The 22,227-nt window shown below is 70.5% G+C and carries 13 protein-coding genes and 1 pseudogene; 7 read left to right on the top strand and 7 right to left on the bottom strand.

The genetic code is table 11. The annotated features are described in order from the left end of the window. Nucleotides 1-122 precede the first annotated feature (122 nt). The 3 genes and pseudogenes from VGV60_13980 to VGV60_13970 all read left to right on the top strand — a co-directional run bounded on the left by VGV60_13980 (nucleotide 123) and on the right by VGV60_13970 (nucleotide 2,486). Nucleotides 123-611, top strand: coding sequence for a dihydrofolate reductase family protein (locus VGV60_13980; protein HEV8702378.1), 489 nt, complete (start codon nucleotides 123-125; stop codon nucleotides 609-611). 70 nt (nucleotides 612-681) lie between these two features. Beyond that, nucleotides 682-1,686 (top strand): NADP-dependent oxidoreductase, encoded by a 1,005-nt coding sequence (locus VGV60_13975; protein ID HEV8702377.1) that lies wholly within the window; start codon nucleotides 682-684, stop codon nucleotides 1,684-1,686. Between the two features lie 242 nt (nucleotides 1,687-1,928). Further along, a pseudogene (locus VGV60_13970) lies at nucleotides 1,929-2,486 on the top strand (DUF1697 domain-containing protein). 7 nt (nucleotides 2,487-2,493) lie between these two features. Here VGV60_13970 and VGV60_13965 read toward each other — a convergent pair. Further along, nucleotides 2,494-3,021 carry a CHRD domain-containing protein gene (locus VGV60_13965; protein HEV8702376.1) on the bottom strand — a complete coding sequence of 176 codons (528 nt, stop codon included), beginning with the start codon at nucleotides 3,019-3,021 and terminating at the stop codon, nucleotides 2,494-2,496. Between the two features lie 149 nt (nucleotides 3,022-3,170). Between VGV60_13965 and VGV60_13960 the strand changes: the two genes are divergently transcribed. From VGV60_13960 to VGV60_13950, 3 genes are all read left to right on the top strand, one after another. Further along, nucleotides 3,171-3,641, top strand: coding sequence for a GNAT family N-acetyltransferase (locus VGV60_13960; protein ID HEV8702375.1), 471 nt, complete (start codon nucleotides 3,171-3,173; stop codon nucleotides 3,639-3,641). Nucleotide 3,642: 1 nt separating this feature from the next. After that, on the top strand, nucleotides 3,643-5,214 hold the full coding sequence (locus tag VGV60_13955) for a serine hydrolase domain-containing protein (GenBank protein HEV8702374.1): 1,572 nt from the start codon (nucleotides 3,643-3,645) through the stop codon (nucleotides 5,212-5,214). A 193-nt stretch (nucleotides 5,215-5,407) separates the two neighbouring features. Then, nucleotides 5,408-5,566: a hypothetical protein gene (locus tag VGV60_13950; protein ID HEV8702373.1), complete on the top strand. Its 159-nt coding sequence runs from the start codon at nucleotides 5,408-5,410 to the stop codon at nucleotides 5,564-5,566. A gap of 185 nt (nucleotides 5,567-5,751) precedes the next feature. Here the strand turns inward: VGV60_13950 and VGV60_13945 are convergent, their stop codons facing one another. After that, a complete protein-coding gene (locus tag VGV60_13945; protein ID HEV8702372.1) occupies nucleotides 5,752-6,534 on the bottom strand; it encodes a DUF1326 domain-containing protein in 783 nt (260 codons plus the stop codon). Between the two features lie 187 nt (nucleotides 6,535-6,721). On the opposite strand from VGV60_13945, the gene VGV60_13940 reads away from it, so the two are divergent. Further along, entirely contained in the window at nucleotides 6,722-9,001 is a 2,280-nt protein-coding gene (locus tag VGV60_13940) for an HNH endonuclease signature motif containing protein (GenBank protein HEV8702371.1), read from the top strand. Here the strand turns inward: VGV60_13940 and VGV60_13935 are convergent. From VGV60_13935 to VGV60_13915, 5 genes are all read right to left on the bottom strand, one after another. Then, a complete protein-coding gene (locus VGV60_13935; GenBank protein ID HEV8702370.1) occupies nucleotides 8,976-9,971 on the bottom strand; it encodes an electron transfer flavoprotein subunit alpha/FixB family protein in 996 nt (331 codons plus the stop codon). The two genes, VGV60_13940 and VGV60_13935, sit on opposite strands and share 26 nt — an antisense overlap. A gap of 37 nt (nucleotides 9,972-10,008) precedes the next feature. Continuing rightward, on the bottom strand, nucleotides 10,009-10,803 hold the full coding sequence (locus tag VGV60_13930; GenBank protein ID HEV8702369.1) for an electron transfer flavoprotein subunit beta/FixA family protein: 795 nt from the start codon (nucleotides 10,801-10,803) through the stop codon (nucleotides 10,009-10,011). 144 nt (nucleotides 10,804-10,947) lie between these two features. Continuing rightward, nucleotides 10,948-11,262 carry a hypothetical protein gene (locus VGV60_13925; GenBank protein HEV8702368.1) on the bottom strand — a complete coding sequence of 105 codons (315 nt, stop codon included), beginning with the start codon at nucleotides 11,260-11,262 and terminating at the stop codon, nucleotides 10,948-10,950. A 206-nt stretch (nucleotides 11,263-11,468) separates the two neighbouring features. Beyond that, nucleotides 11,469-14,972: an SDR family NAD(P)-dependent oxidoreductase gene (locus tag VGV60_13920; protein ID HEV8702367.1), complete on the bottom strand. Its 3,504-nt coding sequence runs from the start codon at nucleotides 14,970-14,972 to the stop codon at nucleotides 11,469-11,471. Between the two features lie 5 nt (nucleotides 14,973-14,977). Then, entirely contained in the window at nucleotides 14,978-22,066 is a 7,089-nt protein-coding gene (locus tag VGV60_13915; protein ID HEV8702366.1) for an enoyl-CoA hydratase/isomerase family protein, read from the bottom strand. Between the last annotated feature and the right edge of the window lie 161 nt (nucleotides 22,067-22,227).

Here is a 22,227-nt window from a genome sequence, read left to right as displayed (position 1 = left end):
TTTCTTCAGCGCGCCGCAGCTTAAGCGCGATCCGTTAGACAGCTTGCGCCGGAGTGCCCTCACATGCGACCCTTCGGTATTCAATCAACGTCACATTGGACGGGTGCTGCGATCATCGTGTAATGTTCGCGGACGAAGACTTGCATCGTCACGCGGTCGAGAACCTCGACCAGGCCGATGCCCTCCTCTTTGGCCGGGTGACTTACGAAATGATGGAGGCCGCGTTTCGGCCGCCGGCGCGGACTGGAGCGAGGCCTGATTGGATGGAACGCTTCGCCCGGACGATCGACGCGGCAAAGAAGTACGTGGTGTCGAGCACCTTGGACCGGGTCGATTGGAACGCAGAGCTCGTGCGCGGGGATCTGGGGAAGGCCGTTCAGCAGCTCAAGCGGGCGCCGGGCAAGGGACTGTTCACGGGCGGCGTGAAGCTCCCTATGGCGTTGGCGGAGCTGGGATTGATCGATGAGTACGAGTTCGTGGTGCACCCCACGCTGGCAGGCCGAGGCCCGACGTTGTTCGCGGGGCTGTCGAAGCGCGTCGACTTGAAGCTCGTGAGCCGGCTGGAGTTCCGCTCGGGGGCGGTGGCGATGCGCTATGCGCCGAGAAGGTAGCCGTCCGTCGAGGCGGCTCAGAACGCGCGCCGCAGCTTGGTCGGGGCGTTAAGCCGGCCCAAGGAGCCCCATGAAGGCCGCACTCATTGATCGCTACGGAAGCAATGACGCCGTACGCGTGGCGGATATTGAAATCCCAGCCTTGGGCGCCACGGACTTGCTGGTTCGAGTGCACGCCGCAAGCGTGAATCCGGTGGACATCAAGACGCGTGATGGGAAGCTGAAGACGCTGTTGAAATACCGTTTTCCGCTGGTGCTGGGCAATGATCTCTCGGGCGTGGTTGTCGACGTAGGCTCACGGGTGACGCGCTTCAGGAAGGGTGACGCGGTCTATGCGCGCGTCGACACGCACCGCGTCGGAACGTTCGCGGAATTTGCGGCAGTCCGCGATGGCGCCGCCGCCCTCAAGCCCGCCAACGTGACGTTTGAAGAAGCCGCCTCCCTTCCGCTGGTTGCGCTGACGGCGTGGCAGGCATTGGTGGAGATCGGAAGGCTTGGCGCCGGCCGGCGCGTGTTGATTCACGCCGGCAGCGGTGGCGTTGGAAGCGTGGCCATCCAGTTGGCCCGTCATCTGGGCACAACCGTTTTTACCACCGTGGGGAAACGCAATGTGGAGCTGGTGAAGCGTCTGGGCGCGAGCGTCGCCATCGACTATCGCAGCGAACGTTTTGAAGACGTGGCCAAGGATTGTGACGTGGTGCTGGACAGCGCGGGTGGTGACACACTGCTGAAGTGCTTCGAGTGCGTGAAGCCTGGCGGTGTGGTGGTCAGCATCAACAGCAGCACCCCGTCTCCGGCGTTTGCACGAAGCTGGGGGCTCAATCCCATCATCGTTCTCGCGATCAGGGTGCTGTCCCGCAAACCCTTGGCTGCAGCGCGGCAGCACAAGGCCCGTTATGAGTGGTTCTTCGTGCATGCCGATGGAGACCAGCTGAAAGAAATCGCGGGGCTGGTGGAGAGCGGTGCCATCACTCCGTTGGTGGACAAGGTCTTTCGTCTCGCTGAGGTGCGTGATGCGCTCGCCTACTCCGAGTCCGGCCGGGCGACGGGAAAAGTGGTCATCAAAGTTGTGTAAGCGTTCCACGCCGCGGCTGCTCACCCTGGCTCAACCTGGCGCTCGTTGCCGTCTCGACGATCCTCGTGGCTATCGTCACCGAGGAGGGCTTCTTCAGAGGCCGGCTCATGGCCTCGCTGGAACGGGCCGGCCAGACACAGAGCGGAATATTGGTTTGGAGCAGCATGGCGTTCTCGATGTGGCACCTGTCGGCGGTTTCGCTCAACACGGGCTGACCCGCCGCAGGGGCCCGGTGTAGAGTCATGCGCACCGTCCACGTCGCCTTCCTGTGCGGGATCAACGTCGGCGGCAAGCACACCCTGCCGATGACCGCCCTGGCCGCCCTGTTCACCGAGTCGGGGTGCGCCGACGTGCGCACCTGGATCCAGAGCGGCAACGTCCTGTTCACCGCCGCGACGCCGCTCGCCCGCCGCGTCCCCGCCCTGATCGCAGCGGGCATCTCGAAGCGCTTCGGCTTCGAGGCGCCGGTCGTGACGCGGACGGCCCCCTAGCTCGACGCGGTCGCGAGGAGCAACCCGTTCCTGCGCAACGGTGCGGACCCGAGGACCTTGCACGTCGTCTTCCTGGCGGAGCGTCCCGGCCGTTCGCGGGCGGCACTTCTGGATCCCGATCGCTCGCGGCCGGATCGATTCGTCCTGCGCGGCGGCGAGATCTATCTCTTGTGCCCGAACGGACTGGCGCGTAGCAGGCTGACGGCGCAGTATTTCGACTCGACGCTCAAGACCACGAGCACCTTCCGCAACTGGAACACCCTCCTGAAAACGCTCGAGCTGGCCCGCCTGCCGGCGCGGTCCGGGTGAATCTCTCTCAGTCCTCCGTTTCGATCTGGCCGCGGATCTCACCGCCCGTGTGCTTGGTGGAGTGGACGTTGGCATAGGTCACGTTCTTGTCGATGGCGCGCAGCAGCTCGGCAAACTCGCCCGTCGTCAGCCCCTGCCCCGACGGCCCGACGATGTCGGCGCCGGTCACGGTGCGGCTCACGCTCCCCGCCCGCGGTCCTGGACAGAGAGGCGTCCCCTCCGGCCCGTTCCCCAGGTTCGAGCAGAGGAAGACGGCGATGCCGCCGTTCACCCCCCGCTGTCCCAGGTGGATGTGCGACTGCTGGACGTCCCCCTCGAGATCTTCGTACGAGAGGGTGTAGCTGAGGGCGGTCCCGTCCTCCGAGATCGTGGCGCGGAAGCTCCCCCGGCCCGTCGAGGAGACGGAGGGGGGCTCTTCGAACCCTTTCAAGGTAGCTTTCAGGGTCCGGGCATTGTCGTCCGCCGACACCAGCGCACCGACCGTCCCCACAACCAGCAGACCCGCAAGCAGCCGTACGATTCCCACACGCGTCATGTGCCGCCTCCTTTCCGCTCGGATGAGCGATGAAATGGTGTCCGCCGCCAGCTTGAATCCCCTCCCCGCCCCGGATCGGTGACGAAAGTCACCTTGTCGCGACCGGGACGCGGACGATGTATCCTGCGCGATGGTTCCGGAGGCCGAAGATGAACATCACGATTCAGGAAGCGGGGGTCGAGGAGGCCGAGCTCGTCTTCGAGTGGGTCCTGCGCCTGCTGCGCGAGCTCGGCGACGAGGCGGACGATCTCGGGGCGCTCGACCGGGCGCGGGTCACCCGCGCGTGGCGCGATGCCGGCCCGCGAGCCGTCACGCTCGTCGCCCGGACCGGCGAGGGGGAGATCGCCGGGATCTCCACCGTCGTCGAGTCCTTCGCCATCTACGCCAACGGAGCGTACGGCGTGATCAACGAGATGTACGTGGCGCCGCCGTATCGATCGAAGGGCGTCGGCGGCCGGCTGATCGCCTCCGTGAAAGAGCTGGCCAGGCGACGCGGCTGGGGCCGGATCGACGTGACCGCGCCCGAGTCCCCCGCCTGGGATCGGACCCGCCGGTTCTACGAGTCCCAGGGGTTCGTCTTCACCGGCCCGAAGCTGAAGTTCGTGCTCGACCGCGTGTAACATGAAGAACCTCCACCACGGCCCCAGGTTCGAGTGCCGCTCGGATCCCCATCCGATCGCCGGAGGACTGCGTCTCGTCCTGATCGCCGCAGCGCTGTTTCCGTTTGCCGCGCGACCCGGCCCCGCATCAGCCGCCGCCTGCACGCCGGATTTCAAGGAGGCCGACAGCCTCATGCAGTCGATGGTCTCGGCCACCCCGCTGCCAGGGGCCGGACTCTGGCTCTTTGACGCGGGCGGCGTCACGATTCATCAGCGGATGTTCGGCAACTACACCCCCGATTCTCTGCTTCTGGTCGCCTCTTCGACCAAATGGTTTTCGGCGGCGGTGATCATGGGCCTCGTGGACGACGGCACCCTTCGGCTCGATGACAAGGTCAGCGTCTATCTCCCCTACTTCACCGGGGCCAAGGCCGACATGACCCTGCGCCAGTTGTTTTCGCACACCTCAGGCCTCGACAACCGGACCGACGCCCCCTGCGTGAACGATTCCACGACGACGCTCGATCTCTGCGCACAGCAGATCGCCCAGACCGTCGCGATGATCGGCCCCCCGGGCAGCTTCTTCTGTTATGGCAACAACTCGATCCAGGTGGGCGGACGGATGGCGGAGGTGGCGAGCGGGAAAAGCTGGAGCCAGCTCTTCACTGACAAGATCCGCACGCCGCTTGGACTCACTTCGACGTTCTATTTCGGCGGACAGAACCCGCCCATCGCAGGCGGGCTGATCACCACGATGAATGAGTATGGGAAATTCCTGCGCATGATCCTGGACGACGGGATGTATGGCGCCACCCGCGTCCTGTCCTCCGCGGCGATCGCGGAGATGCAGAGGGACCAGACAGCGCAGGCGGCCTTCTTCTGCTCGCCGGCGCCCCCGTACGTCCGTTACGGGATCGGCGAATGGCGTGATGTCCACTACGGGATGCCGGACGGCAGCCAGATTTCCTGCCCGGGCAAGTTCGGCTTCTATCCCTGGATCGACAAGAAGCGTGAGGTCGCCGGCATCTTCGAGATTTATGACTCCGCGGGGGCGGCGGCCGACAACCTGCTCATCGTCGCCTACCAGGTGCAGCAGGTCATCCGCGACCGGCTCGATGCCGCGGCCGGCGCGGACAGCGACGGCGACGGAATCCCGGACTGCCTCGACGACTGCCCGGCGGTGATCAACCCCTCGCAAGCGGACAGCGACGGCGACGGGATCGGCGACGCCTGCGACTGCGCGCCGGCGGACGGCCGCGCCTGGGGAGTCCCCGACGAGCCCGATATGCTGATCTTCTCCCCCGGCGGACAGTACGCGGAGTGGCAGCTGCCGCCCCACCCCGGCAGCTACGTCCTCGACGACCGTTACGATCTCATCCGGTCGGCCAGCGCTTCGGATTTCACGTCCGGCGCCTCCTGTGCGGGGAGCAACATCGCGCCGCAGATCGACCTGATCTACAGTCTCGATCTGGCCGCGCCCTCCGGCCCCGGCCAATGTCTCTTCTATCTCGTCCGGGCGGAGAACACCTGCGGCTCCGGCCCCGCCGGCCACCGCAGCGACGGCGGGATCGTCCCGGCGCGAAGCTGCCCTTAGCTGCAAAAACATCCGGGGTGGCGATGCCGCCGTGACTTCGATCGCAAGGCGCCGGCGGCCGGCTGAAGTTCGTGCTCGACTAGCGGCGGGACCGTCGCTCCATCCGCCAGTATTCCAGCGCACCGACCAGGGCCATCCAGAAGAGGATCCCGCCTCTCCACCACCACGAGTGGACCTGGGCCAGCAGGAAAGGATGAACCCGAAGAACGCCGCGATCAACGACACCACGATCGCGCCCGTCCAGAGGAGCAGGCGCATCGACGGCACTTCCGCGTCCACTATTTCGTCGAATTCCATCCAGACGAACATCAACCCTCCGGCCGCCAGGCCCGCGAAGCGCAGGGTCAGGTAGTGGCGCGCCCCTCGGGCGCCCCGCTCCTGCAGCCAGGAATCGCAGTGGGCGGCCAGTCGCGGGTCGGACGTCATGCGACGGATCGCCCCGACCTGGAGAATCGAACACGCGGTCAGATCCAGCATCTCAGACCGTCCGCTCGGACCGTCCGGATTTCGCCTGGGGGTGCGGGGTGAGGCGTGAGGTTACTCGGGCTTCATCCCCAGCTTGGTGATCATGTCCTTCTGTTTCTCGGTCCAGCCGTTGACGGCGGGATCACCGTGTTGCGCCAGGAGCTGCTTCTCGTCGTACATCTTCTTGGTGGTGTGGAAGTACTTGATGTTGGACTGGTGGCCGGAGGCGTCCCACTCGCGGGCCAGCTCCTTGTCGTGGTACTTGAACACGACGTTGTCCGCGTAGCTGATCGTGTTGCCCCATTCGTCCATCGCGGGGACCGTGTGCGCGGGCTTGCCGGATTGGTCCCGTTTCAGGACGGCCTTCTCTTCGAGGATGCCCGGGATATTCACCGTGTATTCCGTCTTGTCGGCCGATTCCTTGAACTCGATCGAGACGATCTTGGCAGGCCCGACCGTCGCGGGGAAGCCCTCGGAGAACATGAACTGGAGCATCTGCGAATAGGCCTCGCGCTGCTCCGGCGTCGTGCTCTTGTCGAAGTAGACCGTCGCGTAGGTCTTGGAATGGTCGGGATTGATCAGATCGCCCACAGCGACCGCTTTCAGGCCATCCAGCTTCACCTTCCCGACGTGCCCTCGTTTGATGTAGGCGAAGTCGGCGGCATTGCACTGATGGTGAGTGGGATGGGCGTTCGATCTGCAGGGGCAGGCATAAGCGGGACACTCACACATCGTGAACCCGATGCCCTCGACCTCGAAATCAGGAACCGCGGGCGCGGCCGCCTTCGCCTTGTCCGCCGCGGTCGCGAGGGTTGCCGAAAGGACGAGGACTCCGAACACTTTTCCTGTGGACATGGCCGCTTCTCCCCCCCAAGTGGTTTCGTTCGAGGATTCTAGAGAAAACGCTGGGCGGGGTCAACGCGCGCGGTTCTGCCTCCTGGCCGAGTGTCAACCACGATAAAAAATCTTTCACTTTTCGCTTGCAATCTGATTTGATGTACTCCATACTTACACTATGCATTTCGCCGCTGCTTCGCGCGCATTGCATGGTTCCTGCTACCCGCCTTTCGAGCTGCCACGCGCCGGTCTCGCGCGCACCCAGCCGGCGAGAGTCGCCGTCCTCCAGCGCTTCGCTTGCAGGGAGGATGCGCCGGCCTATGGCGCCCCGACCGGTCGCGACCATGCCGGTGACGACGCGGCCTGTGGCGACCCGTCCGCTGACACCCCGTCCCCCACAGGCGCGAGCGCCTACGCGATCGAGCGGTCGCTACGCCAGGCGGACGCCCTGGCTCTGTCCCTGCGGGCCGGGCTCGACCGCATCGCGATCCCGCTGGCCCGTGCGGCGGCCGCGTTCGTGCAGCGGCACGCCTGGTCCGATTTCGGATTCGCCCGGCTGGAGGATCACGCCCGCGAGCGCTTCGGCCGCTCGGGGCGGTGGCAGAAGGACTTCGCCTCGCTGGGCCGCGCGCTCCAGTCTCTCCCTGCCCTGGCCGACGCCCTGACCGGAGACGATGGTGGCCGCCCCGTTGGGCGCGTCGCAGCGCTTCTCGTCGCCCGGATCGCCTCGGCCGATTCGCTGGCCGCCTGGGTGGCGCAGGCGCGGAGCGTTCCGATCCGCGCGCTGCGCGAATCGGTCCGTGCGGCGCGCATGGCCCGCTCGGAGTGGCCGCCGGACTTTGACCACTCCTCCGGCGATGCGGAGCAGCGGTCCGCGGACGATCCACACTCCCCTTCGGACGATCTGAAGGCGCCCTCGGACAATCCAGCGAGCCCGCTTGATGCTGACCCAGACGATCTCTCCGACCGCTCCCTCGTCAGCATCCCGGTCCCGTCCCCCCTCCTGGCTGCGTTCGACGAGGTCGTCGATCTCTACCGCTGCGTCGAGGGACGCGAAGCGAGCGTGACCTCCTTCGTCGAGGCGCTGGTGGGAGAGGCCTGTTCCGCCGGCCTCCCCCCCGACGCCGACAGCCGCCCGATGAAGGTGTCCCCCGATCCGGCGGTGGTGGAGACCGCGCTGGCGCGCTCGACGGACAACTGGAGCCACCTCCCCGCGACGTCGCCCGCTTCGTGGTCCCTGGCGCTGGCCGGAGCCAGCCTGGCGCGCCTGCGCGACGTCGAGAGCGTCGCGGGGACCGGCGGCGCGGCCGAGCTCGACGGCCAGATCCGCGCCCTCCTGGCTCTCGAGGAGGACCTTGACGGCCGCCTGGCGAAGGTGCTCGCCGACATGGCCGAGCGCGGCGCCTGGTCGCGCCTCCGCTTCGCCGGCATCGGGCACTACGCCGAAGAGCGCCTCGGCGTCTCCCGCACCTCCGCCGAGGACCGCGTCCGCGCCGCCCGCTCCCTCCGGCAGTTCCCCCACCTGCGCGCCGCCTTCGAAGCCGGTCGAATCGGCTTCGAGGCCACTCTTCTCATATTGAGGATCCTCGGCCGCGGCCGTGTCTCCCCCGATATCGAGCGCGCCTGGGTCGCCCGCGCCGAAGAGGCCACCGTGAAGCGCCTCCGGGATGAAGCCCGGGCGCTCGCGCGCACGCGCTCCGTCCGTGCCGCCGGCGAGCCCACCCACCCGATGCCGCTGGACGACGCCGCGTGGCACGCGTCGCTGCGCCGCGAGCCGGGGACCGCCCGCGGGCGCGTCCAGTATTTCGGGATGGCCTCCGCCGAGCGCCCCGGCCCGGACGTTTTCCTCCGCCTCCGCCTGCCGCACGATCTCGCCGCTGACTTCCTCGGTGTCGTCGAGGCAGCCCGGCAGCGCCTGACGGCTCTGGCCGACTCGGTCCCCTGGGACGAGCCCTGGCCCGATCCCCACGCCGCGCCGTCCGTGCTCTCAGCCCGGACGTTTTCCGTCCGCTCCCGCCGCCTGCCGGCCTGGGTCGGCCTCCTGGCGCTTCTGGAAGACTTCGTCCTCACCTGGGACCCGCCGTACCGCGTCGCCCGCGCCTCGACCGGCGCCCGCGCGGGCGCCCCGAAGCGCCGCGGCGACCCGGTCTATTCCCGCGCTGGTTGGCGCTGCAGCGCCCCCGGCTGCACCTCGCGGAAGAACCTGGACGATCATCACGTCCTTTATCGCTCCCGGCGTGGCGGCAACGGGCTCGACAATCGCGTCTGCGCGTGCCGCTTCCACCACTACCTGGGAGAGCACGGGGAGCTGGCGACCTGCCGCGGCAAGGCGCCGCTTGGCATCCTGTGGAGGCTCTGGAAGAAGGATCTCGGAGTCTGGTACCGCAACGAGCGGCGGGTCGTCGCGCCAACAGGTGGATCGGCGGACGGATCGCCATCCCACGAGATACGACCCGATGCTACGACTGCCCCTTCGCGTCCTTGACGGCCTTGGTCAGGGCGGGGACGATCTCGAACAGGTCGCCGACCACTCCGACGCTCGCGACGCCGAAGATCGGGGCGTCGGGGTCCTTGTTGATGGCGATGATGTAGCCGGCCCCCTTCATCCCGACGATGTGCTGGATGGCCCCCGAGATGCCGCAGGCGATGTAGAGCTTCGGATTGACGGTGACGCCGGAGCTGCCGACCTGGTGCTCGTGCGGCAGCCAGCCCATGTCGGTGACCGGGCGCGAGGCGCCGACCTGGCCGCCGAGGGCGGCGGCGAGCTCCTTGATGACGCCGAACTTCTCGGGGGCGCCGACGCCGCGGCCGCCGGAGACGATCACCTGTGCCTGCGTCAGGTCGACGCCGCCGGCCTCGCTCTTCTTGATGCCGGCGAAGCGGGCGCGCAGCCCGGCGGCGTCCACTCCGGCGGAGATGGTGCGCACGGTCCCCTGGGTCGTCCCCGTGAACGCGGCGACGGCCCCTTTCTGCACCGTGGCCATCCTCGGCTTCGCGTCTCCGAGATCCAGGACCTGGATGAACTTGCCGTTGAACGCCTTGCGCGTGAACAGAGGCCGGCCCCCCTCGAAGGCGACCTGGGAGCATTCCGTGGCGATCGGCACGCCGATGCCGGCCGCGGCGAGCGGCGCGCAGTCCCAGCCGTTCGGGGTGTGGCTGGCGAGGACGATGTCCGGCGACTCCACCTTGATCACCGACTCGAGGATGCGGCCGTAGCCGTCGCCGGTGTAATCCTTGACGGCCTCCCCTTCGGCGTAGATGACCTCGGCCGCGCCGCGGGCCGCCAGCCCCTTCGCCAGGTCGCCGATGCCGTGTCCGATGAGGAGCGCCTTGACGTCGGCCGGGCCGCCGCCCCCCTCCCCCGCCAGGCGGTGGGCCAGAGCGAGGAGCTCGAACGTGGTCTCGCGGACCGCGCCCCCCTCGTGCTCGGCCAGGATCAGGATCCGGCAAGCCACTCAGCCACGCCCCACGCCGGCCGTCGACCGCGCCATGTCAGATGACCCCCGTCTTCTCGCGGATGCGCTTCACGAGCTCCTGCGCGACACGATCGGCCGCGCCGGAGAGGATCTCGGCCCCCTTCCCCTTGGGAGGCGGCGCCAGGCGGACCGTCTTGAAGCGGGCCGCCGACGCGGCGATCGCGGCCGGGTCCAGCTTGAGATCGGCGAGCGTGACCGTCCTGATCTCCTTCTTCTTGGCGGCCATGATCCCCTTGAGGCTGGCGTAGCGCGGCTCGTTGATCCCGGTCTGCACGGTGATGACCGCGGGCAGGGTCAGGTCGACGACCTGCACGCGGTTGTTCTCGAGCTCCCGCTCGGCGCGCGCCGTCCCCCCGTCGACAAGCTCGAGACGCATCGCCGCCGTGGCGCATGGACGTTCGAGGAGGCGCGCCACGAACGGACCGATCATCATGTAGTTGTCGTCGTCGGCCTGCAGCCCCGCCAGGATCAGCGAGAATCCTTCGTCCTTGATGGCCGCCACGATGGCGCGGGCGATCGACAGGGGGTCGGCGGCGTTCAGAGCGTCATCCTTGATGTGGATCGCGCGGTCGGCCCCGGTGGCGAGGCAGGTGCGCAGCGCCGCCGAGGCGCGCTCCGGGCCGGCGGTCAGGGCCACGACTTCGGTGACCTTGCCCGTGTCCTTGAAGCGCAGGAGCGCTTCGAGCGCGTACCGGTCGTAATCGTTGAGCCCGAACGTGAGGTTCCCCTCGTCCACCCACGTTCCGGCGCTGTTGATCCGGAAGGGAGAGTCGGTGTTCGGGACCTGCTTGATCAGGACCAGGCTCTTCATGAGTCCATCCGCCACCCCGCAGCGCCGCGTCGGGGCGCCTATCATAAACGAATTCCGGCGCCGGCTGTCGGGAGCCGGCGCCGGAGTGATGAGGGAGGCCCGAAAGGACGTGGCGCTGCGCGTCGTCCGTGGGCGGTAGGCGGGTCAGGGTTTGGTCTCGCCCGGCAGGATCGGGCCCTCCTTTCGATCGCTTCGCGACATGCGTCTGCGGAACTTCGTGGGTGGAGGGACGTGCTCTCGCGGACCATCGTAGATGAGGCGGTAGCGTCCGTAGTGAACGCGCTCGACGAAAATCTGGCTGGCGGCCAGGTTCCCCACGCAGTGCCGCACCAGGAAGCTGTGCACGCGGGACTGCGGCCAGTCGGGGTCGGAGAGCGCCTCGGCCAGATCGCGGGCGCTGAAGGGCTCGAAGAGTTTTCCGTTCGCGATCGCTTCCCTGATCCGATCGGGCAGATCCATACCGTGGCCCTGCCTTGTCTGCGGCGAGTGTCGTATGAATCAGCGGTGGTGCGCGACGCGGCGACGATCTGCGGCGATGCGAACGACACGACGGATGTCCGGCCACTGCGGGGGGTCTCTGCGGCTGAGTCCCCGGTCCCTCTCCTCATGCGGACCGCCGGGAATATACGTCGAGAGGTATCAAGACGCAATGCTATTTTGACATTTTATGCCGAGGCCGCCTGGAACGCGGCGAGACGCGCGCTGAGAGCCGGGACGCCGTGCGTGAAGGTCGCGTGCGCGTCGATGCCGAGCAGGCGGAACTCCTCCGCCGCGGTGCGCACGATCTGGCGCTGCGCTTCGGTGGCCAGGATCGTCTCCGCGGTGCGCGGGCGCCGGCGCGACACCATGAAGAAACCGCCCGGCGCGAGCGAGCGCGCCGCCTGGCGCGCGACGATGAGCCCGGTGGTCACCTGGCGATCGAGGAACAGCGACAGGGCGCGCTGGTGATCGCGGTAGCGCGCCTCGATCTCCTCGGGACCGAGGCCGGTGAGCGACGGGTCCGCGGGGAACAGGACGAACCTCTCCGCCGCCCCCGGATCGGCGGGCACGTGGAACACCGCGTCGACGCGATCGAGCCCGGCGAACACGTCGGCCATCGCGGCGGCCGACAGCGAGTCGATGCCGCGGATCTCCAGGCGGCCGTCGGCCTCGGGAGCGACCGGCAGGTTCCACCAGGACGAGTCGGAGGCGCCGCGGGACAGGCGCCGCCCGAGCCGCGCCATCATGCCGTCGTCGCCGGCCACGATCACCCGTCGCGATCCGGACTCCAGGCACCAGGCGGCGATCGATCCGACCCGATCGATCTCCGCGGTGTCGCGCGCCGTGGTGACGATGACGACCGTGCGCCCCGGGTGGCGCGGCCCCGATCCCCGCGTGGCCGAGGCGCGCGGCGCGCGCGGCAGGGTCGAGACGGCGATCTCCTGCCCGGTCCCGGTCAACCCTCTCTGGGCGGCGAACAGGACCGCCTGCGCGACGTCCCGCGCCTGCGGCGCCTGCACCGGGATGAGGCGCTCGAACCACGCCTTCACGGCGGGGTCGGCCAGCGGGTCCGCGGCGCCGTGCCGCTTGAACTGCTCGGCGTAGTTGCGCGCCACCCACTGGAACCGCGGCCCGTCGATGAGGCTGGGCTCGATGTCGGCGACGAACAGGCCGTACGGCCTGAGGGCGTCGGCCAGGAGCGCCGCGGTCCTGCGGAGCAGGATCTTCGGAACCGTGTATGGTATGCGGAAGACGTACGGCTGGTCGGCGTAGAAGGTGCTGACGTTGACCACGCCGCCGCGAGCGCCGCGCCGGCGCATGTCGAGGATCGCCCGCACCATGCCGAGCCAGGCGCCCGCGAAGTTCACCGCGAGCGTCTGGTGCCAGCGCGCGTCGCCGTCGAGCTCGATCTCCCCCAGGGTGGCGAACGCGCCGCCGATCCCGGCATTGTTCACCCACAGGTCGATGCCGCGCCCGGCCTCGCCCGAAGCCTCGCGCGCCGCCTCGAGAATCCGGGCGCGCTCTCCCGGGAAGGCGATGTCGGCCGCCACCGCGTGGGCGCGGCCGCCGAGCGCCGTGATGGCGCGCGCCGTCAGGTCGAGATCGGCGCGCCCGCGCCCTGCCACGACGACGCGCGCGCCCTCGCGCGCCAGCCGCATGGCGATCGCCTGCCCGAGGTTGCGCCCGCCGCCTGTGACGACCGCGGTCCGGCCGGCCAGGGCGCCCTCGTCCGCGACACCGGCGTTTCGTTCGTCGGGGAAGTAGATCATTCCGGCGATGGAGGCGCGGCTGTCGGCGGCGAGGTGGAGAGCCGTCCGCGCCGCGCGGGAGGCCGAGGCGTCGCCCGCGTCGCTGCCGGGGAAGATGGCGTTCACCCGGATCGGGCTTCGGGCGCTGGCCATCTCCGTGGCGGTGGAGGTCACGACCGCCTGGAGGCCGGCGCGCAGCACGCCGACCACCGAAGCGTCGTCGGCCGCCGCGCGGGCCAGCCGCGGACCCACGAGGATGATGCTTCCCTGCGACTGGCGCGCCCCGGCCTGGAGCGTCTTCTCTTCGTCGGGCGTCCACCCCCCCTTGACCCGCTGGATGCCGGTCCTCGACGCGACGCCCCGCGGCCGCTCGAGCAGCGCCAGGAACGGGCGGAACGAGAGGAACCGCTCGTCCGCCGCCGCGGCCCCCGTCGCGCCACTCGACCGCGCGCCCGCGGCCCGTTCCTCGGCCGCGCGGCGCATGCCCCGAAGCAGCATCGCCGCCTGGGCGCAGCGCAGGATCTCCGCCGGCTCGAAGGCGAAGCGCTCCTTGAGCGCGTCCTCCTCTTCCCGGGTCAAATCGGCGAACGCTCCAGGGGACACGATGTCCCCGGTCAGGGCCACCACGACGTCCAGGCCGGGGGCCGCGCGCTCCGCGCCGGCCGGCGGGGGGACCGAGCCGTCCTGAGGCGCGTCCGCGGGAGTCGTCAGCCGGTCGAACAGGGAGGCGACCGCGGCGTCGTCGTCCGTCTTCAGATCGATGGCCTGCACCCTGCCGAGGAGGGTGCGCTGCCCGTCGGTGTACTCCAGCGGGGCCCTGCCTGCGGCCAGGCTCGACAGGATGCGCGAGGCGTCGGGCGCGGCCAGGACCACGGCCGCTCCGCACGCGGCGAAGGCGAGGACCAGGGTCGCCGCCTGCTCCTCGGACGGATGTCCGATCAGAAGGACCTGGCGCCCCTCGAGGTCGGGCAGGCGGCCGCCCAGGAACGGCGGGGCCGCCTGCGGCGGGACCTTGTAGTCCACGCCGCCCGCCAGCTCGACGACCGTGCCGTTCGCCGAGTCGCGCAGCTCCCGCGAAGCGAGCGCCAGGATCGAGCGGGCCGCGTCGTCCTGGGTCAGGAAGCGCCGGGCGGGATGCATCTCCTCCGTCTTGCGGCGGATGTCGTCCCCGCGGACGTCGCGGCCCCACAGACCGCGCTCGAGCGCCCCCAGGGGGTAGACGATCGAATCGATGCGGCCCCCTTCGACCGGCCCCAGGTTCAGGGCGATGACGCGGATGCCCTCGCGCGCCAGCTCCCAGGCGCTGACGCGCGCGTGCTCGAGCTTCCAGGCCTGCGCGCCGGTGTACGGCGTGCGGAACGGGTAGGGACGCAGGATCTGCCGGTGCGGAGACGTGAAGTAGGTGCCGATGTTCAGGATGGTCCCCTGGATCCCCCTGTCGCGCATGAGCCGCGCCGCCAGTCGCGTCGTGGTCATGGTGTGCAGGTGGACGTTGAAGGCGTAGCGGAAGCTCTTCGCCGGGATGCGCACGAGCGCGCGCACCTCCCCCGAGACGCCGGCGTTGTTGATGAGGATGTCGAGCCGGCCGAAGCGCGTCGCGACGGCGTCGAACAGGCCCGCGATCACGGCCGGATCGCTGACGTCCCCGATCGCCTCGACCACCTCGCCTCCGAGGGCCTCGATCTCGCACCGCGTCGCGCGCACGGTCTCGCCGGTGCGCCCGACGATGGCCAGCCGCGCCCCGGCGCGCGCGAAGGCCATGGCGGCGTTGTAGCCGATGCCGCCCGGGCCGGTCCCCTTGCCGGCCCCCGTGACCAGGACCACCTTGTCCCGGAACTGGTCCGGGTCGAACATCTGGAAGGACCCGGGTGGCATGGCGCCGCCTCCTTCCTGCTTCGCCTTGCCTTCGATCTCCTGGCGCCCCTCCGTCCACGGCGACACGTCCGTCACCTCCCCTCGTCGGCTGAGAGCGTTCGCGGCCGCGGCGGCGGCAGGGGGGCCGGCTCCCGGCGATCCAGGAACCTCCTGATGCCCCGCCTGCCGTGCCGCTCATCCACGACGAGGGACGCGAACAGGCGCGCTTCCCTGTCGCATCCCGCCTCGAACCCATGCCGCAATCCATGCAGGACCGCCTCGACGGCGCGCACCGCGGGCACGCCGCGACCGATGCCCGGATCGAGCGCCTGCTTCAAGAGATGCCGCAGCCGCACGTCCCCATCGAGGAGCTGGTCCGGGAGATCCACCGGACGCCGCCACGCCTGGCGCGCGCGCAGCCGCCCCTCGCGGGCCGCGGCCAGCGGACGATCCGCGCCGCGCGCGTGCTCGCCGGCCAGGGCGCAGGCGCGCTGCAGGGCGTTCCCCTCGACCACCTCCTCGAAGAGCCCGAGGGCGCGGGCCTCGTCGACGTCGTAGTGCCGGCCGTTCAGGATCATCTCCAGGGCCCCCCCGAGTCCGCGCTCGATCCCGAGACGGTCGATGAGGAGGCGCGTCAGGCGCTGCGTGCCCGCGAACCCGGGGATGATGCCGAGCTCGATCTCCGGCTGCCCGACGCGGACGCGAGACGAGCGCACCGCGATGCGGTAGTGGGCGCAGGAGAGCAGCTCGTGGCCCCCGCCGAGGGCGACGCCGTTGACGACCGCGATGACCGGTCGCGGGAACGACTCGATCGCATCGAAGATGCGCTGGGCGTCCCGGGCGATGGTGAGGGCCGCGCCGGCGTCCTGCACCTCGTCGTAGAGCTGCCGCAGGTCCTGGCCGGCCAGGAAGGCGACGCTCCCCTCTCCCGTCAGGACGACCGCGCAGACGCGGCGGTCCCCCGCCAGGCGACGGAAGGCGTCGCCGATCTGGTAGACCGCGTCGCGCGCCAGAGTCGGCGGCCTGCCGGCCTCGCCGCGCAGGGTGACGCGCGCCAGGTGCTCCGGCCGGCCCGGCAGGGCGTCGAGGCGAACGGTGACGTACTTCTCGTCGAAGAAGATCGCCCCGTTCCTCTCGTCGATCTCGCGCTCCGTCGTCAGGCCCCGGCCGGGGGCCGTCAGGTGGACGACGAAGGGACCGCCCGCCGCGTTCTCGTGCATGGCCTGAAACGCCGCCGGGGCTTCGCGTGCCTCGACCACCCGCGGCGGGCGGAGCGGCAGGAGCCCCTGGCCAATCCAGTCGATCACCTCGCGTCCCTGCTGCGGGTTTCCCATGTGGGTGCCGAGGATCTCGAAGGTCGGAAAGAGGATCCGCCGCTGGCGCATCCAGACCTGCGGGGCGTACAGGGTGTAGGCGCGGGCGCACGACTCGGCGTACACCACGGCCCCGGTGAACGGCCGCACCATGAACAGGTCGGCCGCCAGCGTGTCCTCGGATCCGCGCGCCACGACCAGGTCCGGCTGGCCGCGCGTCTCTCCGGGGGAGCGCAGCAGACGACCGACCGCGGTCGCCAGGGGCTTCAGGGTGAACGTCTCATAGTGCTCGTAGCGCTTCCGGTCGCGATCGGAGTCGGGCATCCGGTCCGGCCACTCGAACCGCGATCCGCGCCGCAGCGACTCCAGGCTGATCGTTCCGAGCAGGCGCGGGCCGACCGAGGGCTCGTGGTGGATGAAGGCGCTCTGCGCGTCGCTGTGGGTCAGGGCGACGACGCGCGCCTTCCGATCGAGCGCCGCCTGGATCGCCGCGAGACCGAGCGGGTCCTCGACCCGGGCCGCCGTCGCACGGGCGATCGGCGCGGCCGCTCCGGCGCCGTAGTGGACCAGGACCCCCATCCCCGGCCTGAGGCCGGCGCGCTCGAGCATCTCCCCCGGCGGCGTGGTCGAGACCGGACTCGAGGCGCCGCTCGGGAAATCCGGCCGGTCCTGCCCCTTGCCGAGGAACCGCAGGCAGTAGCCGCCGAAGGCGCCGAAGAAGACGAGGCGGCCGCCCGGAGCGAGCATCTGGACCAGGCGACCGAACGCGTCCCGGCCGGTGAACGATACGACGGCGTCGGCCAGCGCCCCGTCGTTGGCGGCACGGAGCGCCTCCAGCAGAGGCGTCCCGCTCCGCTCCCAGTCGCTCCAGCCGGTCGGGTCGTCCGGGACCGGTTTCCAGAGATCCTTCACCCGTGCCTCGTTGCGGTCGAGGAACCCCGAGGCCCCCGCCTCGAGAGCCTGCCGGCCGCGGGCGGGACTGCCGACGATGCCGGTGACGCGCGCCCCGAGCATCGTCCCGATGTCGACGGCGTGCGCCCCGGTGCCGCCGGTCGCCCCTTCGACCAAAAGCCTCTGGCCGGGATGCAGCTGGAGCTTGCGGGTCAGCGCGCGATAGACGGTGACCAGGTTCAGCATGAACGACGCCGCCTGCTCGAGCGTCAGCCCCTTCGGCACCGGCAGGAGCTGCGTCGCCTGCAGGCGGTCGAACGGGCGCAGGGTCCCCCCGGGCGTCTCGAACCCCTGAATCTCGAAGCCGGCGTGCATGGCGTCCTCCGAGACCTTCGGATCGAGCGCCCGGTAGGTCGCGGGGAAGGTGATCGCCAGCTGTCCGGGGGAGAACAGCCCCTGCCGCTCGACCTCCCGCCCGCACAGCACGACGCGGCAGACGGCGCCGCTGCCGAGCACGTGGTAGGGCTGACGGTGCCACTCGAACGGCGAGGTCGGGTCGGCCAGAAGCGCGTGCAGGACGTTGTGCGTCGAGCCTCCGAACAGGTTCTGGACGATGACCTCGTTCGGCTCCGGATCGCGCGGCGCCGGCTCGACGACCAGCCGGAGAGCCTCCTTCGGCTCGCCGTGCACCGGCCGGCCGTGGGCGTCGCGCACCATCGCCCAGGCCTCCTGGGCGAGCGGCAGCGGATCGACGCCGGGCCTGAAGTCGGTCCGGCCGAGGGCGTAGATCTCCCCGGGGGCTGCCTCGAACGGCCTGCAGGCGGGCGACTCGCCGCCGGCCGCGGCGTCCTGTGCCGGCGCGGGGGCCGCGACGTCGAGCCTGCCGGCCGCCGCGATGTCGTCCACGTCCAGCTCGCGCCGCCTGGCCACCGACAGGAGGACGTCGATCAGGACCCCCATCCGGTCGACGGTGGCGACGCTTCCCAGGTGCATCGTCCGTCCCTGCCGCAGGAGCGGCGGGAACAGGGCCTGGAGCGTCTCACGGTCCCCCGCGGCGAGCCCCTGTCGCAGGCGCTCGTCCCGCAGGCGACCCAGGATCGACCCCAGCAGGTCGCGGTCGAGAGCGGCGGCGTACTTCAGGAAGCGACGCAGGATCTTGCCGCTCTTGGTGGTCGGCAGACCGGGCACATAGAAGATGAAATCGCTGGACGGCGCCACGTGGCTCCCCTTGGCCTCGGACACCGCCTCGCGCAGCTGGTTGTCGAGCAGGCCCGTGGCGTGCTGTCCCGCGCGCAGCGTGACGAACAGGACCGGGTTGTCCCCTTTGATCTCCGCCGGGATGCCGATGGCGGCCACGTTGGCCACCGCCGCGTGCGCGCGCACGGCCCCTTCGATCTCCTGCGTGCCGACGCGGTGGCCGCTGACGTTCAGGACCTCGTCGTCCCGGCCGAGAAAGGTCAGGGCGCCGTCCGGCCTCGCGACCGCCGCGTCGCCGGTGTTGTGCCAGCCGGGCACGTCGGCGTGGTAGATCTCACGGAAGCGGGGATCGGCGCGCCAGTCGCCGCCTCCGCCGGGGCCGTCCGCCGGCCGGGCCCAGGTCCCGCGGGCGATGCCGGGGTTGTGGCGCACGAAGACGGTCCCCTTCTCGCCCGGCTCCGCCGGCCGCGGCGGAACCGGGTTCCCGTCGTCGTCGCGGATCACGAACACGCCGAGGTCGGCCCACGGAAGGGGGCGCGCCGAGGCGTCGGGCGACTGCGCGAACGCGGCGGGGTCGGCCCCGGTCTCCGGGCCGCCGTCCTCGGTGCGCCACCAGCAGTTCTGCATCGGGCCGATGTGCGCCTCCCACCAGGCCTGCACGGCGGCGTCGAGCGGCTCGGCGCAGGAGCAGGAGGTGTACCGCCGCTCCTCGCGCGCCGCGTCGCGGGCGAGATCGCGCACCCGATCCCGGAGTGGGTCGAGGAGATCCTCGACCGGCCGGGCTTCCGCCCGGGCGATCGCCTCCTCGAAGATCGCCGGCCAGTCGGCGGGATTCCCTTTCCAGAGGGACTGATGGGCGTCGATGACACCCCGAGACAGGCTCGCGAGGGCGACCCGCCGGCGGCTGCCGGCGTGGCCGGGCTGCAGGCCCCGACCGTGCCGTTCGATCTCGTTCCGCAGGGCGGCCAGCGTCGCGTCGCCGCTTCGGTGCCGCAGGCTCGACAGGTCGTGCGCGCGGATGTGCCCGGGGTCGTCCCCCATCGAGGCGCGGATGCCGGTCACGCCGGTTTTAAGGAAGTGGACGCGATACCGCTCGATGGCCGACCACAACCGGTCTTCGACCGGGACGAATCCCGCCAGGACGCTGGTCATGCCGTAGGTCAGGGGCCCCCAGCAGGCGAACGACTGCCCGGTGATCCAGCCCGGGTCCGCGACGGTCAGGATCCGCTGATCGCGGCCCAGGCCGAACAGGACGCGCAGCAGGAACGGCAGCCGCGCCAGGTAGCCGCCGTGCGTATGGACTACCCCCTTCGGCTTGCCGGTGCTTCCGGAGGTGAACATCACGAACAGCGGGTCCTCGGCGCCCATCGGCTCGGCCTGGGAGGAGGCGGCGCCGGCGCGCTCCAGGAATTCCTCGTAGGAGAGGTCGCGCCCGGCGACCCAGTCCGCCTCGTTCCGGGTCTCGAGACCGCGCAGGACCACGACCGTGCGGACCGCGCTCGGGACCTGTTCGAGACCGGCCGCGAACTCGCGCAGGGCCGACTGAAGTCGGGACGGAAGGGCCTCCTCCTCCGCGAGGATCTCCCCCGACTCGATCGCCGCCTGCCGATCGAGACGGGCCGCCGCCCGGTCGAGACGTTCGATGAACCTCGGGGCCGCCGCGTCGCCCGCACCGCCGGAGAGGAGCAGGGCCTCGAGATCCGCGCCGGCCTTCGCGGCGTCGATCGCCGCCGGCAGGGCGTCGCCTGCCGGTTCGCCCTCGCCATGCCTCGGGCCGGCAGCGGACGCCTGGCGCGCCAGGAGCTCCCGGGCCAGGAGGGCGCGCGCCTTGCTCTTCTCGACCGTGATCGTGTCGGCCAGGACCTCGCGGAACCGGGCCAGGACGGCGCCGTCCGGATCGGCGCCATGGCGCGCCAGGGCCGCGCCGGCCAGCGCGGCCGCCCGATCGACCGGCACGAAATCCCGCAGGGCCGGATCGACGTAGTCGCGCTTGTACTGGACGACCTCCCCCTTGCGGAAGGCGCCGTCGACGGTGACGAGGACGCGTGCCCCCATCAGGTGCAGCCGGTCGCTCAGCTCCTGACGGGCGAAGCCGGCGAAGACCGGGTGGTAGACCGCGCCGATGCGCGCCGCCGCGAGCTGCACGGCGTAGGTCTCGATGGTGTTCGGCATGTAGAGGACGAGGCTGTCCCCCTTGCGCAGGCCGAGGGCCCGCAGGGCGGCGGCGCAGCGCTGCACCTCGCGCAGAAGCCCGCCGTAGCTGATCGTCCGCTGCTCGAGTGGCCGGCGCTCCGAGTCGATGCGGTCCCCCTCCCAGATGAACGCGGGCTGCGCGCCGCGGCCGCGCTCCACCCAGCGATCGAGCGCCTCGGCGCTGGCGTTCAGCGTGCCGTCCCCGAACCAGCGCACGCACGGGAAGGCCGTGTCGTCATGCCCCTGCCGCGGCGGCTTCATCCAGTCGAGCTCCTGACGGGCGATCTCGATCCAGAACGCGTCGCGCGCCAGGCGGGCCGCGTGGCGCAGCAGGGCCCAGCCGGCGCGCTCCCGGAAGAGCGCCCGGTGGATCCCGAGAGGCTCTCCCGCCGACGGGAACTCCGGCTCGCGCTTCTCCCGGAACGCCCGGGCCCCCTCGGCGAAGTCGGGGTGGCGGAACAGGGCCGTGGCGAACAGGTACTCGCACGCCAGGGCGAGGCCGCGCGGCATCGACCGGAACTCGTCCGCCAGCCACGCCGCCTCGACCTCGGACCGGCCGAGCGCGTCGCGCAGGTAGCCCAGCCGCTCCCGGCCGGACGGCGAGCCTTCCGCGGCCTCGCGGGCCATCGCCTCATAGTCCAGCTGCAGGAGCAGGTCGCAGGCCCAGATGGACGCCGGGCTGCGCCGTGCGACCTGGGCCAGGGTCTCCCGCGCCCAGTCGCGCTCCAGGGTGTCGTCGGCCCCCCTGGCGGCGCGCTCCAGGGACGCCCGAACGTCGGGCGGGGCGGTTCGTTCGAAGTGACGGCGGGCGAAACGGACCCGCGCGTCGTCCGCCGTCCGGGCCGGACGCTGGGTCCAGCGGCCCTGCCGGGCCGGGACTCCGCCGGCGATGCGCGCGTGCAGGAAGACGGCACCGGCCGATCCGTTGACCCGCTTGCCGTTCTCGCCGCGGGCCGCACGGCCCAGCGATTCGAGCAGCGCGTCGATGTCCTCGGGAGCCACCAGGGCCTCGGCGAAGCCCCAGCGCAGGGCCTCTTCGCCGGTGAACGAGTCGGCGGTCCAGAAGAAGTAGCGAGCCAGGGCGGGACCGAGCCGCCGCTTCAGCTCGTACGTGGCCCCGATGTCGGGCAGGAAGCCGATGCGCGACTCCGGCATGGCGAACCGGGTCCGGGGTGTCGCGACCAGGTAGCCGCCGAACGCCAGCCCGAGCCCCCCGCCCATCGTGACGCCGTCCGCGACGACGACGAGCGGCACCGCCAGCTTCGCCAGACGCAGGTCCAGGGCGTACTCGCGCGCCAGGAAGTGGTCGGCCTGGGGCGTCCCGGCCTCGATCGAGCGCAGGAGCTCCTTGATGTCGGCGCCGGCGCAGAAATGGTCCCCTTCTCCCCTCAGGACCACCATCCGGACCGATGGGTCCCCCTCGATCCGATCGAGCTCGGCGTGCAGCGCCTCGATCATCTCCAGGGTGAGGGCGTTCCGGGCGGACGGGCGCGCGAGGGTCAGCGTGGCGACACCCTTCTCGACCCGGTGGCCGATGGCCATCAGTCCCGTCCTGTCCACCGATCCGATGCGCTGGCCTTCGAGCACGCGCCACCTCAGAAATACGCCGGGCTCGCTGACGAGCCCCGAACAAAGCCCCGCCCTGCTCCGGGGACCAAGGGGTGACGGCCCTTTATGACGCCAACTCTCTGACTGGAAGGAGTGAGGGAGAGGAGTCTGGTCCCGGAACCGGGCTCAGACTACGGATA

The organism is Candidatus Polarisedimenticolia bacterium, assembly GCA_036001465.1.
Classification (GTDB): Bacteria; Acidobacteriota; Polarisedimenticolia; order Gp22-AA2; family Gp22-AA2; genus Gp22-AA3.
Note: the sequence above shows the minus strand (reverse complement) of the source record. Positions and strands in the feature narration are given on the sequence as shown.

Bases quoted from the DNA above. Each gene is read 5' to 3' on its own strand.
- VGV60_13980 (HEV8702378.1), top strand. From the start codon at position 123: ATGTTCGCGGACGAAGACTTGCATCGTCACGCGGTCGAGAACCTCGAC.
- VGV60_13975 (HEV8702377.1), top strand. From the start codon at position 682: ATGAAGGCCGCACTCATTGATCGCTACGGAAGCAATGACGCCGTACGC.
- VGV60_13965 (HEV8702376.1), bottom strand. From the start codon at position 3,021: ATGACGCGTGTGGGAATCGTACGGCTGCTTGCGGGTCTGCTGGTTGTG.
- VGV60_13960 (HEV8702375.1), top strand. From the start codon at position 3,171: ATGAACATCACGATTCAGGAAGCGGGGGTCGAGGAGGCCGAGCTCGTC.
- VGV60_13955 (HEV8702374.1), top strand. From the start codon at position 3,643: ATGAAGAACCTCCACCACGGCCCCAGGTTCGAGTGCCGCTCGGATCCC.
- VGV60_13950 (HEV8702373.1), top strand. From the start codon at position 5,408: ATGAACCCGAAGAACGCCGCGATCAACGACACCACGATCGCGCCCGTC.
- VGV60_13945 (HEV8702372.1), bottom strand. From the start codon at position 6,534: ATGTCCACAGGAAAAGTGTTCGGAGTCCTCGTCCTTTCGGCAACCCTC.
- VGV60_13930 (HEV8702369.1), bottom strand. From the start codon at position 10,803: ATGAAGAGCCTGGTCCTGATCAAGCAGGTCCCGAACACCGACTCTCCC.
- VGV60_13925 (HEV8702368.1), bottom strand. From the start codon at position 11,262: ATGGATCTGCCCGATCGGATCAGGGAAGCGATCGCGAACGGAAAACTC.